The sequence below is a fragment of the Chromobacterium piscinae genome, assembly GCF_021129175.1.
Lineage (GTDB): Bacteria > Pseudomonadota > Gammaproteobacteria > Burkholderiales > Chromobacteriaceae > Chromobacterium > Chromobacterium piscinae.
On the sequence record NZ_JAJOHV010000011.1, the window covers coordinates 1 to 15,325 of the forward strand.

Below are 15,325 nucleotides of genomic sequence, written 5' to 3' on the forward strand. Positions count from 1 at the left end.
GGCCGGCCTGCTGCTGGCGGCGGCGGTGGCGATCAAGACCGCCCAGTTGCCCTTCCACGGCTGGCTGACCCAGGTGATGGAAGCGCCGACGCCGATTTCCGCGCTGCTGCACGCCGGGGTGGTCAATCTGGGCGGCATGGTGCTGATCAAGGCGGCGCCGCTGCTGCAAGCCGCGCCGCCGGCCAACCTCCTGCTGATGCTGTGGGGCGGGGCCAGCGCGCTGCTGTGCTGCGTGGTGATGCTGACGCGCATCAGCATCAAGCTGCGCCTAGCCTGGTCGACCTGCGCGCAAATGGGTTTCATGCTGCTGGAAATCGGCATGGGCTGGTATGCGCTGGCCTTGCTGCATCTGCTGGCCCACTCCTTCTACAAGGCCCACGCCTTCCTGCTGGCCGGCGAAACGGCGCGCGACAGCGCGGCGCGGCGCATGCAGGGGCAGGAAAGCGCCGACGGCGTTCTCCCGCATCTGGCCCGCGGCCTGATCGCGGCCGCGCTGCTGGCGGCTTCGCAATGGCTGTGGCAGCGCTGGATTCCCGCAGCAGCCTTGCCGCCGCTGTTCTGGCTGGCGATGGGCCTGGGCCTGGGCGCGCTGCTGCGCGGCGGGGCCGGCTGGCTGGCCGCGCTGGCCTTGAGCCAGTCTTATCTGCTGCTGCACGCGCTGGCGGCACGGATCCTGCCGCTGCATGGCCCGACGCCGCCGGAGTGGGCGCAAGCCTTGCTGGCCGCGCTGTTCCTGCTCGCCTTCCTGCTGCAAGGCTGGCTGCTGCGCCATCCGCAAGGCGCGCTGGCGCGCCGGATCTATCCGCATGCCTTCGCCGGTTTCCACCTGGACGAATGGTGGTGCATGCTGGGCCGCCGCCTTCCGCGTCCGCCCGCGCCCTTCGCCCTGAAATGGCCTCAACTGCGGGAGAGCAGCCGTGATTGACAGCAAGGCCATAGACCAAGCGCTGGCCGCCATCGCCCCGGCCTGGCCGCTGGACAGCCTGGTGGCCAGCTCGCCTTACTGGGGCCTGCGCGAACAGTCTTTCAGCCAGGCCGCCGACACGCTGCGCCTGGTGGCGGATAGTCCGCTGCACCTGCCGCGCGGCGAATATCATGACGCCTGGCGGCGCGGCGAAATCAGCGCCGCGGCGCTGGACGCCGCGCTGTCGGAGGCGGGCTGGAGCGGCGGCGCGCAAGCCTGGCTGGACGCCGAGCCCTGCGATGTCGATCCTGTCCCGCCGCCGCGGCTGCTGGCAGCCTGCCATCGCGAAGCGGCGGGCCCGCTCGGCGCGCAAAGCTGGACCGATGTCGTCATCCAGCAGATCAGCCAGTATTGCGCGGCCTGGTTCGACCGCGACCAGGCCAACTGGCACCTGGACCATGAGCGCGGCTTTTACGCCGCCTGGCTGGAGCAGATGCGCCATCCTTACGGCCTGAGCGCCTTGCCGGAGCGGCGCGAACAGCTGCGCCTGCGCGCCGAGCGGCTGCCCGGCGACGCGGAGGCCATGCTGGCCGCCGGGCTGGCGCAGCTGCAAGCGGAGCCGGAATGGCTGAAGCCCTGGCTGCAGGCGCTGCTGATGCGCAATAACGGCTGGGCGGCCTGGTGCGCCTACCTTGGCTGGCAGGCCGGGCTGAAAGGCGAAACCGACGGCCACCTGCGCCAGCTGCTGGCTATCCAGATGGCTTGGGAATGCCTGCTGGACGACGGCGCGCGCGGGCCGGACAGCGCCTGGGCGGCCTGGCGCCGCGATTGGGGGCTGCGCCTGCATGGCCGCGCCGACGCGCGCGCGCTGATCTGGCAGCGCGCGCATGAACTGTCCTTGCATGCGCCGCTGGCCCAGGCGCTGTGCCGCGAATCCGCCGCCGAAGACGCCATCCGTCCGGCGATGCAAGCGGTGTTCTGCATAGATGTGCGTTCCGAACCGCTGCGCCGCGCGCTGGAGCAAACCGTTCCCGCCAGCCGCACCTACGGCTTCGCCGGCTTTTTCGGCCTGCCGCTGGCCTACCGCGTGCCGGGCAGCGATGTCGCCCAGCCGCGACTGCCGGTACTGCTGGCGCCGGGCTGGGAAGCGAGCGCGGCGCCCGCGTCCAAGCCATCTGCCGCGCGGCGCGGCTGGCGGGCCTTCCAGCGCTCGCCGCTGTCTGGGTTCGCCCTGGTGGAAAGCGCCGGCCTCGCCAAGCTGGCGGCGCTGGCCGGGCGCAGCAAGGCGCGCGGCCATCAAGCCGCGCTGCCGCAGCTCGATCCCTGGCTGACGCCGCATAGCGCCAAGCTTGTGCCCCGGGACGGCCTGGGCCTGGAGACGCGCGCGGAAATCGTCTCCGGCCTGTTGCCGGCCATGGGTCTGGCCGGCGCGCTCGCCCCCTGGGCGCTGCTGGTGGGCCATGCCAGCCATGTCAGCAACAATCCGCAGGCGGCGGCGCTGCAATGCGGCGCCTGCGGCGGGCATGGCGGCCATCAGCATGTGCGGCTTCTGGCCAGCTGGCTCAATGATCCGGCGCTGCGCGAGCGGCTGGCGGCGCTGGGCCGGCCCATTCCCGCCGACACGGTATTCCTGCCCGCGCTGCATCTGACGCACAGCGACGAAATCCTGTTGCTGGATGCGGACACCCTGAGCGCGGACGCGCGCGCGCGCCTGCCCGGCCTGCAGGCGCAATTGCGGGCCGCGTCGGCGCTGGCGCGAAAGCGCCGCGCGCCGCTGGTAGGCCTCGCGTCGGCAGCGGACGACGCCATCCTGCTGAAAAAAATGCGGCAGAAGGGAGACGACTGGGGGGAAACGCGGCCCGAATGGGGGCTGGCCGGCAATGCGCTGTTCATCGCCGCGCCGCGCGCCAAGACGCGCAAGCTGGACCTGGGCGGCCGAGCCTTCCTGCATGAATACGACTGGCGCGCCGACCCGGACGGCAAAGGGCTGCAGGCCATCCTCGCCGCGCCCATGGTGGTGGCGCACTGGATCAACATGCAGTACTTCGCCTCCACGGCGGACCCGCGCCGCTTCGGCAGCGGCAACAAGCTGCTGCACAATGTGGTGGGCGGCCGCATCGGCGTGTTCGAAGGCAATAGCGGCGACTTGCGCATCGGCCTGGCCTGGCAGTCGGTGCACGACGGCCGGCGCCTGCGCCACGCCCCGCTGCGGCTGGCCGCCTGCATAGACGCGCCGCCGGACAGACTGGCGGAGGCGCTGGCGGCGCAGCCCGTCCCGCGCCAGCTGGCGGAAAACGGCTGGCTGCACCTGTATTGCGTGCACGGCGACACGCCGCTGCGCTGGCATGCCGATGGCGGGTGGCGACATGACTGAGCGCCGCGCCGCCTTGCTGACCCGCCACGGCAAGCACGCCGCCATCGCGCCCGCGCTGGCTGGCATAGGCTGGGACCTGGCGCTGGTGGACAGCTTCGATACCGACAGCCTGGGCGCTTTCACCGGCGAGACGCCGCGCGCCGGCAGCCAGCGCGACGCCGCGTTGGCCAAGGCCAGGCTGGCTTGCGAGCTCAGCGGCCTGCGCTATGGTATTGGCAGCGAAGGCAGCGAAGGCAGCGAAGGCAGCGAAGGCAGCTTCGGCGGCGACCCCTGGCTTGGCAGCTGCGGCTGGGCCACCGAACTGTTGCTGTGCTGGGACGCGGAACGCCAATACGCGGTGGAGGCCTGGACGCGCGGGCCGGAAACCAATTTCCGCCACTGGACGCTGAGCGATCTGGCGGCCTTGCCGGACATCCTGCGCCTGTCAGGCTTTCCGGCGCACGGCCTGATCGTCGGGCGGCCTGGCGATCAGGCCTTCCACAAGGGACTGACCGACGAAGCCGCGCTGCGCGCGCATCTGGCAGACGGCCCGCTGCATCTGGAGTGCGATATGCGCGCCCACCGCAATCCCACGCGGATGGCGATGATAGCGCGCTGCGCCGCCGCGCTGGCGGAACGGCTGGCCAGCGCCTGCCCAGCGCGCGCCGCTGGCAATGCCCGTGCTGCCAGGCCACGCGCGAAAAAACCTTGCAGGCGGCCGCGTCGTCGCAATACTGCAATCCCTGAACCTTGGAAAACCATGAAGTCGCTTAGCCCCACCCCCGAAGGACTGGATCAGGCCGCCGCGCTGCTGCGCGCCGGCGAGCTGGTCGCCGTGCCCACCGAACCGTTTACGGACTGGCGGCCGACGCCACCCGGCCCGACGCCGTGGCCGCCATTTTTCGCGCCAAGAACCGGCCGGCCGATCACCCGCTGATCGTGCACCTGCCGGGCCTCGAGCAGCTGAACGAATGGGCGGCGCGCGTCCCCGCCTGCGCCTGGCCGGTGATAGAACGCTTCTGGCCCGGTCCGCTGACCCTGGTGCTGCCGGCAAGCGAAAAGGTGCCGGCCATCGTCAATGCCGGACAAGGCACGGTGGCGCTGCGCTGGTCCAGCCATCCGCTGCTGCAAGCGCTGTTGGACCGGCTGCAGCGGCCGGTGGCGGCGCCGTCGGCCAACCCGTTTTGCCGCATCAGCCCCACCACCGCCGACCACGTGCGCGCCAATATGGAAGGCCGCATCGCCGCTGTGGTGGACGGCGGCCCGTGCGCGGTGGGCATAGAGTCCACCATTCTCGATCTCAGAGGCGCGCGGCCGGCCATCCTGCGTCCCGGCGCCGTCACCGCCGCCATGCTGGCGCCTTTCCTCGACCTGGCGGAAACCGCCGCGCCCGACGCGCCGCGCGTGCCGGGCAATCTGGCTTCGCATTACGCGCCGCGCCAGCCCTGCTACCGGCTGGAGGCCGCCGAAGCGGAGGAGAGGGCCGACGACGCCGGCTGGCGGCAGGCTGCGGTGCTGGCCATCGACGCGCCCGCCGCGCGCTGCGGCTGGTTCAAGCGCATGCCGAGCACACAGGAGGGCTATGCCCAGGCGCTGTACGCCGCGCTGCACGAGGCGGACGCCAGCGGTTGCCCATCGGTCTGGATCGTGCTGCCGCCCGACGAGCCGGCCTGGCGCGCCGTGCGCGACCGGCTGCAACGCGCCGCGCGGCCGTTGGATGGCCGGCATGGCAGCTAAGGGCGGGGGTGCCGCTAGTAGGCGGTTTGTTGACGGCTGAAGGCGAGTTGCAATTTATTTGCCTTGAGTTGTCACTAACTTTGCATCCCAATACCTACTGTAGGGAGGCAAAGTTAGTGAAAAAAGCCTTGCTTGTCCGGTAAGGTTTTTTGCACTTCCTTGTACGCGTAACCAAGCTGAGCAAAAGCAGAGTTCCTGCAAAAATCTCACTTTTCTGCGCAGTTTTTGAAAAAATCTGTTGGTCAAGATGTTCCGAACTCTGAAGTGGCCGCAAGTCGGCCTAAGTGGACGGTGAAGCTGCATTTCTTGAAGGACCGCTGTGCAGCGGTTGCTGTCCTCCGGCGTTGGCGGTCGAACGGTCAATGTCGACGATCTGCCGGCCCACTCGCTTGCGCAGCCCAACACCGCACGAACAGCCGGTCGGAGAGTCGCTGTGGTCATTTGGCGTCAGTTTCTCACGCCAACGGAATACAGTGTCGGGGGCCGATAGCATTCGAAGAGCCGACCCAAGTGCGACCTTCCTTCACCCCAGCTAACCGGATCTCTAGCGACCGTCGTTCGATCCGTGCGCCGAAATAGCAAGTCAGGTGTTGCAGCGCTCGAGAAATATGCGCACAATGTTAAGTAAACTTAATTAATAAATTTACTTAACAAAGGAGTCGAACATGAAGTCATCGTCACTCGTGGAACTCGCACTGTCCGCTCAGGGCTGCACCCAGAAGGCACTTGCCCTTAGGCTCGGGGTTTCGCCGGCACAGATTAGCAAGTGGAAGAACGGCGAGCACATTTCATTCGAAATGAGCGAAAAGTTGAGCGAATTGGCGGGCTTGGACAATCTGGATCCGGACATCGTCTTGTTTGCTGGCTCCAAAGAAGATGCCAAGAAATGGGTAAAGCTTATCCGCTACCTTGCTGATCTCGCTGAGTGCGATGCGGAGACGGGCTACAACACGGCACCGTTAGTTGAGGATGTGGATTGCGACAATTGCGTCCTATTCTGGAAAACCTTTCATGTGCTTCAAGAGATGGGGGTCAATATTCCTCAGCCATTTCCCGAGGAGTTGGGGGGGTGCATAGTAGACGATGACGATGATGAAGACGAGGCTGTCTGGGACAACGAGATTGCTTCACTCATCTATGACATGTTCAAGTCACTCACAAATGTGTACGGCTTCTATGCAGCGTTCGTGTCGGATTTGGTTTTCGACGACGAGTTGGATCTATTCGACACCCCAGCTTGGGAACTTGATGCTGCACTGCTCAGCCTGGCCGCATCGAAGCTAGATCTGGACGAGAACAAGGTTCCCGGCTTTCCAAGTTTCAAGCACAAAGTAGAGTCTGAGGTCACTGAAATGGTCGCGTATCTGAAGGAGCGTGCATTTCGTGCTGGCATCCCTCTCAGAGCCGAGTTGATGGATCTGATCTTTGATTCCCACGACGAATTGGGTCAGGCCGCAGAAGCGCGTAGCCTTGGCTTTGACCAAAGTCGCCTTCATCCGGACATCTATATGAATGAACTGCTCATTGGCATGCGTGTGATTCATCAAGTGCTGCCAGCAATCATGAAAAAGCTTGGCATTGAAGACGAGTTTGAGCTTGATACTTCCGAACTCCGGCTCGGCCGGTAGCGGTTATATGTGAATCGCCCAGGTGGACTGTCCCAGCTCCTGTTAAGCAATCCTGTATTATGATTTTGGCATGGCTGGGTGTCCATGAGCACTCCGCATTTCACCCCAGAATCCAAAGAAGAAGCCATCAACAAGCAACTAGTCAGTTCGTGAGCACTCGACACGTGGTGGTAAATTATGTCGCTTTTCAATGCAATTTAGGAGTTGGCTATGAGTGTTAAGGAAGAATTCTCGGCAATTAAAGACGATTCTGGCCTCACTCAATTTTTGACTAAGCATGGATTCGTTGAAGATGAAGCCGCCACAGCCAAAGAAAAGGAGGGCTTCGCGCGTTCGATCAGTAGCGGAGTTCTGGGTATCTACTTCGGACAGATCAATGGACAGCTGGCCACTATCACTTACACCTGGCGCGATCAGAGTCGGACCTTTGATCCGCAGCCTGATTTGCACACGGCAGTTCTGTTCTGCAGCAGCTTAGGACAGGCGACAGTTGCTTTCGAGGTCTAAGCGCACACAGAGGCCACCTATCACGGTGGCCTCTTCGTTTACATTAGCACATTTCCGATTCTCGCTACCGCCAGGCCGACAATTCCCGCTACGGGCCTACAGCCCCCGAGTATGAAATAGAATTGCCAAGGGCGATCCGCAGCATTTTCTGCGTGATCCAAGCGTTCGCCGAGATCTGTGTCAATCATGCGCTCGCCCAATCTAATTGAGGGGGCTTCCGCGAAAACCGTGGTGATTCCATAGACATTAACGTGCTAGCTTTGGGGCGATCGGAGGCTGTAGGGAACCGAGAGGCTCAATTTATTAGGTGCCTCCTGAGGAGGTGGATTAGTCATTTTTCACTCTAAATTTTTTGCGAAATATAAGAATGGGAATCCAGAAATATGCCTTTAGCAACCACTGTCTTGTTAGTAGCCAGCAAAGTGGCCGACCAACGACCGCTCTGAATATCGCTCTTACGTGTGCTGAAATTGGGACCTTTGATGCGGAACCATAAAGTACCTTTGGGCTAACTAGATGGTATGTAAACCAAAGCATTCTTTCGCGAATGGAGAAATCAATAGCAGCCATGTTCCAGTAGGTTCCCCATCGTTCCTCGAAGCGATCATTCAGGAGATCAATGATGTTCGGGGACGTGCTAAAGGCGCTTTCGCACGTGAGTGCAATCTGAGCAGGAGGCGAACCGATTTCAAGAATAAAGATACGAAATCGGTTCATGGAATCAATAAGCTTCATGTCTTCGCTTATGAAAAATGTACGGAGTGGAATTGATGGGAGAGATGCGATAACCGGTTTCGTTCCGATACGAAAAAGCGTCACAGTTTCTTGAAATATGCCGAGAGGTGATTCGGCCTCCACTAGGAGGCAAATACGATCCAAGGGTGCGTCAGAATTAGGCTTGCGAAGAGCAATATGCGGCATGGGAGCTCGGTCGTTGTCGAGAATTGACGGAAATGACAGCGAGACCTCAAGACCTGGCCCAAAGGATTTCCAATGAACAAGGAATCCATTGCGCTTCAGATATTCGCGATGAGAGGTTAGGTATGTTTCAAGCAGGAAGAACTTTTCAATCCATGTCTTAAACGGAGAAAGTAAAAGACCCGTGGGAATCGATATGTTGGGTAGTGGCATATAAATGGCTAGCAGTGTTTATACAGACACTGGACATTGTGTGTTAATTAGTGTTAACGGTTGAGATTTTGTATGAAAAACACATGCATTTCAACAGGTTTATCACGTTGTGTGCCTGTGAGAAAATAGTACAGATGACCTAGTCATGGTGGGTTGGGGTCTAAAATCACGTGTTACTCAATATTGGGGCATCGACTGCGCAGCGCTAGAATACGTGGTACTACAAGTTGTGCCAGATGACGAGTTTGTGCGTTGGTGCCCGAGTAGTTAAACGACATGGATATGGTGACGATCTCCGCGGTGTGGATCAGTGACTCGATAGTTGTCAAGAAGCCAATAATTTCGTCGTCCATCCATAAGTCACCCTCGGCCCACTGGTCCGAACGGTTGAAGAGGTCCAAGCACTGTGAATCGCCCCGGCTCCTGTAGGCATTCCTGCCTTATGATTTACGCGTGCATCCAGTGAGCGCCAATCTGCGTCGACAACCAATATAACCGCTGTGTGAGGTTAATGGCAGATCAGGGGCTTGCCGCGGGGTGTAGATTGGCAAGGACGACGGGTATTGGCGAAACAATATGCTTTTCTCAACCGCCTGGCTGGCGAAAGCCGGATATTTCGCTGACCGTGCTTGCAGTGTCGATAAGATGGCCAATGCTTTGTGCCAACTGGTATCGAGCAGTTAGAAGGTCGGACATGGCTTGGATGCGCTGTTGTCTCGCTGATGCGAGGTTGCTTTGTACGTTCATTAGTTCTTGAACGTCGGCCGCCCCAACTTGATAGCGCTTGCTTGATGCTGCAAATGCCTGTTCCGCTGTTTGTAACAGCCGGCTGGCTTGCGTGAGATTGCTTATGCCTGACTGAACATCTTGATAGTTCTTCCAGACCGTCCTGTCCGTCTTTTGCGAAGTTCCATCCAGAATGGCTTGCTGTCGCTCAATTTCTGCGGCGGAAGCACGGATGCGGTAGGTTCGCTCGAAGCCGTCAAATAAAGGCAGGGTTACCTGAATGCCCGCATAGCGTTGCTGGCTATTCGCCGAGGTTGTCGGCATGCCGACGCCCAGGCTTTCTGGTTGATTGTTGTGGGTAGCGCGCAGCGTCAGCGCAATGCTTGGTCGACCTTCAGCTGCGGTCTGATCCGCTTTGGCCTGTGCAGCCGCCAGATTTTCGCGGGCGGCGATCAACTCTGGATTGTCTTTTTGCGCACGCGCCAGTAGTTCACTGATATTGCGATCAAGATCTTTCTTCACCGGATCACTGGGAGCAAGCTCCGTCACTGTTGGATGACTATCGGCCGGAAGTCCCATGTCAAGAGCAAGGTTGCCTTGCATGATAGCCAGTTGCTGTTCAGCTTTAATGCGATTGATCACGCTTTGGGATAAGGCCGTTTCTGCTTGCAACTGGTCGCTTATTGCCACGATTCCACCATTCACTTTTGCGCTTGCCGCTTTCAGGCTGTTGGTGGCATTGCGTTCGTTTTCAGTGGTGGCGATGAGAGTGGCTTGTGCGGCGGCAAGCGCATAGAAGTCGCGAACGATGGCCGCGAAAATCTGCGCATGTACGGTCTGCTGGCTGGCCAGCGCTGCGCGCAAGCCGGCCTCTGCTGCCTGGTGCCGCGCTGATCGGGCGCCAAAATCATAAAGCAGCCAGCTCAGGCTTGCGCTATCGCTGCGGTACCCATCTCGGTTGGCCGTGCTGAGAGCAGGTATGTCCGGCGTGCTCACCACATTGTGATCCCGCACCCACTGTACATTTCCCTCCAGTTTGGGCAGGTAGGCTGCCCGCGCCTGTCCTAATTCAGCCTGCTGTAATTTGATATTGGCCCAGGCCTCCCGCGTCTGTGGATCATGGCATAGCGACATGTCGACTGCGGTCAGCAGATCCAGCTTGGCGGGAAGTTCGTGTGTGCGACACGGCTCGGGAGCGGCGATGGTTGAAGATTGTGACTGTAGAGGGTCGTTTGGGTAGACATCCCACGCAAGGCACCTCCCGCTGAGCAATAACAATTTTATTATTAAAGCCTTTGATTTCATTTGAATTTGTATTGCCATTGGAATTTCATTTGTTATTTAGAAGTATACAATAATTTACAATATTGTTACAATATGTTGTTTGGATTTACAATTTGGCAGAGCTTTGCCAATGGCAAGTGATCGTGACAACTAAACCGACTTGTTTGCTTTCTTGTTGAAAGATGAGTGATCGGTATCGAAGTGGATTCATTCTGAATGGAAGTAAGTATCGATGCAGGGGCGGCTGCGCTGGTGATCGTCGCTAGATATCACGGTATCGCGGCGGATGCTGCGCAAATCAAACACCAGTCGGGGAATGTCTCGGCAAAGCTATCGGACACGGATCTGCTGCTGGCGGCTCGGCAGCTTGGTTTGACGGCGCGTATCGTGTCATTGAAGTTGTCTCGCTTAATGCATGCCACCTTGCCGTGTCTCGCGTTGCTAGAAAACGGATCACATCTGATCGTTGGAAAGACGGATGGGCAGCGGGTCTTGGTGCAGGATCCGGTTACTGAACAACCCACCATGCTGACTATTGATGAGCTGGCGGCAAAATGGGATGGCCGGGCCATTCTGTTCGCTTCGCGGGCTTCACTGGCCGGAGAGTTGGCCCGTTTCGATTTCACCTGGTTCATTCCCGCCATCGTCAAATATCGCAAGCTGATCGCGGAAGTGTTCGCCGTGTCGCTAGTGCTGCAACTGTTTGCTTTGGTAACACCATTATTCTTCCAGGTTGTCATGGACAAGGTGCTGGTACATCGAGGCTTTGCTACCTTGAATGTGATCTGCATCGCCTTGCTAATCACGTCCCTGTTCGATGTGTTTCTCACCGGCTTGCGTACCTATGTGTTCTCCCATACGACCAACCGCATTGATGTCGAACTTGGCGCCAGCCTTTTTCGTCATTTGCTTGCCTTGCCCTTGCCGTATTTCGGCGCGAGGCGAGTTGGAGACACGGTAGCGCGGGTTCGCGAGTTGGAGAATATCCGCAGCTTTCTGACAGGGCAGGCGCTGACGGCGGTATTGGATGTGCTGTTCTCGGGCATTTTCCTGGCAGTCATGTGCTTCTATTCTCTCAAGTTGACGTTGATCGTCGCCTTGTCGCTGCCTTGTTACGCCGCTATTTCTTTTGTGTTGGTTCCGCCGCTCCGAAATCGCTTGGACGAGAAATTCGCACGAGGCGCCGATAATCAGTCCTTTTTGGTAGAAACCGTATCCGGTATTGAAACGGTCAAGTCAATGGCGGTTGAGCCGCAATTCACCCGTCGTTGGGATCAGCAACTGGCTAGCTATGTCAGCGCCGGCTTTCGTGTGACGGCGCTGTCCATGCTGGGTCAGCAGGGGATTCAGCTGGTAGGCAAGCTGGTGACGGTTTTGACCCTGTGGTTTGGCGCGCTGATGGTGATCAATGGCCATCTGACCGTGGGCGGCTTGGTGGCATTCAATATGCTGGCGGGGCGGGTGTCGGATCCGGTGCTGCGCCTAGCGCAGCTCTGGCAGGATTTCCAGCAGGTCGGCATCTCCATGCGCAGGCTAGGCGACATCCTCAATACCCGTACCGAATTGCCGCCCAGCCGTCAGGCCTTGCCTGAAGTGCGGGGGGAGATCCTGTTTGAGGATGTCCGATTCCGCTATGCGCCGGATGGTCCTCAGGTGCTCAAGGGGATCGATCTGCATATCCAGGCGGGGGAGGTGATTGGCATCGTCGGCCGCTCTGGTTCTGGCAAAAGCACCCTGACCAAGTTGCTGCAACGCTTGTATGTTCCGGAGGGCGGCTGCGTCCGCCTGGATGGCATAGATCTGGCGCTGGCCGATCCAGCCTGGCTGCGGCGTCAAATCGGCGTGGTATTGCAGGAAAACCTGCTTTTCAACCGCTCCATCCGGGAAAACATCGCCCTCAGCGATCCGGGCATCCCGTTGGACCAGGTTATGGAGGCCGCCAAGTTGGCCGGCGCGCATGAATTCATCATCGAGTTGCCGGAAGGCTACGACACCAAGGTGGGTGAGCACGGCAACGGACTGTCGGGTGGTCAGCGCCAGCGTATTGCCATAGCGCGCGCACTGATCGGCAATCCCGGCATTCTGATTCTGGACGAGGCGACCAGCGCTCTCGACTACGAGTCCGAACGCATCATTCAGCACAATATGCAGGCCATTTGCCGCAATCGTACCGTCATCATCATTGCCCACCGTCTATCTGCCGTCCGGCACGCGAATCGCATTGTGGCGATGGACAAGGGGGAGATCGTTGAAATCGGCGCGCATGAAACCTTGGTGCGTCAGGGTGGCTATTACGCGCGGCTAGTGGAGCTGCAAACGGCATGATGAGCATGAAACTGTATTGGCAAGCGGGCAAGGATCTGGCGCAGCGTTATCAGCAAATTTGGCGTGCGGTGTGGGCGCTCCGGCATCAGCTGGATGCCCCGCCGCGAGCCGGACATGAGCTGGCGTTTCTGCCGGCCCATCTGGCAGTCCGGGATACACCGGTGCATCCCGCCCCGCGATGGGCGATGCGAGCGCTGATGGCGCTGGCGCTGGCGGCGGTGCTGTGGGCCTGTTTCGGTCAGCTTGATGAGGTCGCCGTCGCGCATGGCAAGCTGGTGCCAAATGCCCAAGTCAAGATGATCCAGTCCGCGGAGACTGGTACGGTGCGAGCCATTCTGGTCAACAACGGCCAGCGGGTTAAGGCTGGACAGCCGCTGTTGGAGTTGGATACCACCATGGCCGGTGCCGATGCCACGAAGACGCGGCTGGCAAGGCTGGATGCCATGGTCACCATCGCCAGGGCGCACGCTTTGCTGGACGCGCTGAAAACATCGCGGCCGCCGCAGGTGGAGTCGGTGCCTGGCTTGCCCGCGATGCGGCAGGCTCAGGTGCAACAATTCGCAGAAGGGCAGTACCGAGAATACCTCGACAAGCAAGGCGCGCAACGGGCTGAGCTGACCAAGCGTCAGGCCGAGTTGGAAAGCACCCGGCGAGAAATCGACAAACTGCGCCAAACCGCGCCGCTTGCCCGCCAGTCCGCAGACGCCTACCGCAGTCTGGTGAAAGACAACTATGTTTCCCGCCAGGACTATCTGCAAAAAGAACAGCAACGCATCGAGCAGGAGCAGAACCTGGCAGGGCAGCAAAGCCATGCCCGGGAGCTGGAGGCCGGCATTGAGGAACAGCGCCGGATACTGGATGCCGCCACCTCGTCTTTCCGTCGCGAATTATGGGATGCCCTCAACCAGGCCCAGCAGCAGCTGCCCCAGTTCCAGGGGGAGGAAACCAAGGCCAGGCAGCGCGAAGCACGGATGCAGTTGCGTGCTCCGGTGAATGGCACCGTTCAGCAATTGGCCGTGCATACCGTTGGTGGCGTGGTGACTCAGGCGCAAACGGTGCTGGAAATCGTGCCGGACGATACGCTGGAAGTCGAGGCCAATATCGAAAACAAAGACATCGGCTTTGTCCGCGCTGGTCAGCAGGCGATTGTGAAGGTCGAGTCCTTCCCCTTTGCCCGCTATGGCTATCTGGATGGAAGGGTGCTCAAAGTTTCGAATGACGCAGTGTCTGATCGCAAGCTTGGGTTGATCTTTCCATCCCGCTTGCATCTGAGTCAAAGCCGGATTCGCGTCGAGGATACCTGGGTCAATTTGTCCCCTGGGATGGCGGTCACTGTCGAAGTCAAAACCGGACGCCGCAACGTGGCGGCATATTTCCTCAGTCCCCTGATCGAGTACGGGCAGGAAAGCCTGCGCGAGCGATAGCGGGAAACCGCCGGCGGGGGCAAGGCAATGGAACCGGTGATGGCAACGAGGCGTTTCACCATGATGAGAAAAAGGGCCGAGCTGGCACTGTGGGGGAGCTTGCTGCTTTCCTGCTTTGCCAGCCAGGCGGAACCGATTCCGATCCGCGATCCTTATTTTGCCCAGGCGCGAGTCGCTTGGCCGCCGGCAACGCGAGAGTTGCAGGACAAATCATTCGAGCTGATCGATACCGGCTTGGAGGGGACGTACCACGATATCCGGCCCAAATTGGGCGAGTGGCTGGACAACGACCATCTGGTGGTGAATGCCATCCAGCCAGGCTGGCATATGCAGCAGAAGGGGCAGTTCCAGATCATGCTGGTCGACGCCCGCACCGGCAAGTCCAGCGTGCTGCTGCCGCATGCGATGCTGCAATGCTGGAACGCCAAACGCCAATTGGCGTCGATCAGGCCGATTCCGGAGGAGTTACCCCCGGGGCGGCGGGTTTGGGATTTGGAAAATTTTTCGCTGATGCATCTGGGACCAGATGGTCAGCTGACGCGTTTAAGCACGCCACAGCCATTCGATACGCTTACCTGTGAGGCTACCGATAACGGTATTCCGCTATATCAGCAAGACTTTGGCCGGCCCTTGCAGGACATTAATGGCTTCCTGCGGCAAGGGGTACCGAAGCAATCATTTAAATCAGACTTTAATACGGTATTGTTTCGGCGCGGCCAACCGTCCCGGCAGATCGGGGTGAGGGCCGAAGAAGTTTTCTTCCCGATCTATCTGCCTTACCTGAAGCGCTATCTATTGAATAGCGGCGACAGCCAGCACGACTCGGCCACCGACCGCCGGCTGGCCGGCGCCACCTGGGGCGACCGGCCCTACGACCTGACGCCTTACCGGTTGATGTCGCCGGACGGCGAGGTGACGGAAATTCCCTATCCGAAAATCATCTTCAGCTACGGCGTGCACGGCTTCGCCAACCTGCTGCCGACCCCGCATGGCCTGTTGTTGAACTCCAGCGGCCGCTCCAGCCCGGGATTGCTGCTGTTGCAGGGTGAACAGCTGTACCGCGTCTGGGGCGGTCAACGCTGGTTTGCACCGGGATGGCGCCAATCGGCTTATGGCTTGAAGGTGTCGCCGGACGGTTGCCGGTTGGCTTTCATCCACGCCAGCACCTGGTCGCAGGACAGCGGCAATGAAATCAGCATTTTGAATATGTGCAAGGCCTAGCCTTGAACACCGATCCCGCCAAAGAGTGGGACGTTAATACCAGTCCTGATGAGGATAGGTTGAGTCAGTGTGGGTAAGCGTAAGC

General features: G+C 60.1%; 10 protein-coding genes. 9 read left to right on the forward strand and 1 reads right to left on the reverse strand.

Going from position 1 to position 15,325, the window contains the following annotated elements; all coding sequences use genetic code 11:
- The 6 genes from LQR33_RS02455 to LQR33_RS02480 form a co-directional block, all read left to right on the forward strand.
- Positions 1 to 925 (forward strand): proton-conducting transporter transmembrane domain-containing protein (locus LQR33_RS02455; RefSeq protein WP_269326186.1); only part of this gene is annotated, 925 nt, incomplete at its 5' end.
- The gene (locus LQR33_RS02460; RefSeq protein WP_231179934.1) at positions 918 to 3,278 is read left to right on the forward strand and encodes a YbcC family protein; all 2,361 of its coding nucleotides are present in this window, start codon (positions 918 to 920) and stop codon (positions 3,276 to 3,278) included. The genes LQR33_RS02455 and LQR33_RS02460, both read left to right, overlap by 8 nt.
- Positions 3,271 to 4,194: a DUF6671 family protein gene (locus tag LQR33_RS02465; RefSeq protein ID WP_231467319.1), complete on the forward strand. Its 924-nt coding sequence runs from the start codon at positions 3,271 to 3,273 to the stop codon at positions 4,192 to 4,194. Before LQR33_RS02460 ends, LQR33_RS02465 begins: the two co-directional genes overlap by 8 nt.
- Positions 4,146 to 4,994 carry an L-threonylcarbamoyladenylate synthase gene (locus LQR33_RS02470; RefSeq protein ID WP_231467322.1) on the forward strand — a complete coding sequence of 283 codons (849 nt, stop codon included), beginning with the start codon at positions 4,146 to 4,148 and terminating at the stop codon, positions 4,992 to 4,994. Before LQR33_RS02465 ends, LQR33_RS02470 begins: the two co-directional genes overlap by 49 nt.
- 665 nt (positions 4,995 to 5,659) lie before the next feature.
- A complete protein-coding gene (locus LQR33_RS02475) occupies positions 5,660 to 6,622 on the forward strand; it encodes a helix-turn-helix domain-containing protein (protein WP_231467325.1) in 963 nt (320 codons plus the stop codon).
- A 210-nt stretch (positions 6,623 to 6,832) separates the two neighbouring features.
- Positions 6,833 to 7,129, forward strand: a complete 297-nt coding sequence (locus tag LQR33_RS02480; RefSeq protein ID WP_231467328.1) for a hypothetical protein — start codon at positions 6,833 to 6,835, stop codon at positions 7,127 to 7,129.
- Positions 7,130 to 8,845: 1,716 nt separating this feature from the next.
- On the opposite strand, the gene LQR33_RS02485 is transcribed toward LQR33_RS02480, so the two are convergent.
- Positions 8,846 to 10,309: a TolC family protein gene (locus tag LQR33_RS02485; RefSeq protein ID WP_231467331.1), complete on the reverse strand. Its 1,464-nt coding sequence runs from the start codon at positions 10,307 to 10,309 to the stop codon at positions 8,846 to 8,848.
- A 177-nt stretch (positions 10,310 to 10,486) separates the two neighbouring features.
- On the opposite strand from LQR33_RS02485, the gene LQR33_RS02490 reads away from it, so the two are divergent.
- Genes LQR33_RS02490 through LQR33_RS02500 form a run of 3 tightly spaced genes read left to right on the forward strand, consistent with a single transcriptional unit; the run spans position 10,487 to position 15,240 of the window.
- Positions 10,487 to 12,595 (forward strand): type I secretion system permease/ATPase, encoded by a 2,109-nt coding sequence (locus tag LQR33_RS02490; RefSeq protein ID WP_231467334.1) that lies wholly within the window; start codon positions 10,487 to 10,489, stop codon positions 12,593 to 12,595.
- Entirely contained in the window at positions 12,592 to 14,019 is a 1,428-nt protein-coding gene (locus LQR33_RS02495; protein ID WP_231467336.1) for an HlyD family type I secretion periplasmic adaptor subunit, read from the forward strand. Before LQR33_RS02490 ends, LQR33_RS02495 begins: the two co-directional genes overlap by 4 nt.
- A gap of 60 nt (positions 14,020 to 14,079) precedes the next feature.
- Complete coding sequence (locus LQR33_RS02500) at positions 14,080 to 15,240, forward strand: hypothetical protein (RefSeq protein WP_231467339.1); 1,161 nt, start codon at positions 14,080 to 14,082, stop codon at positions 15,238 to 15,240.
- The last annotated feature ends 85 nt before the right edge of the window (positions 15,241 to 15,325 follow it).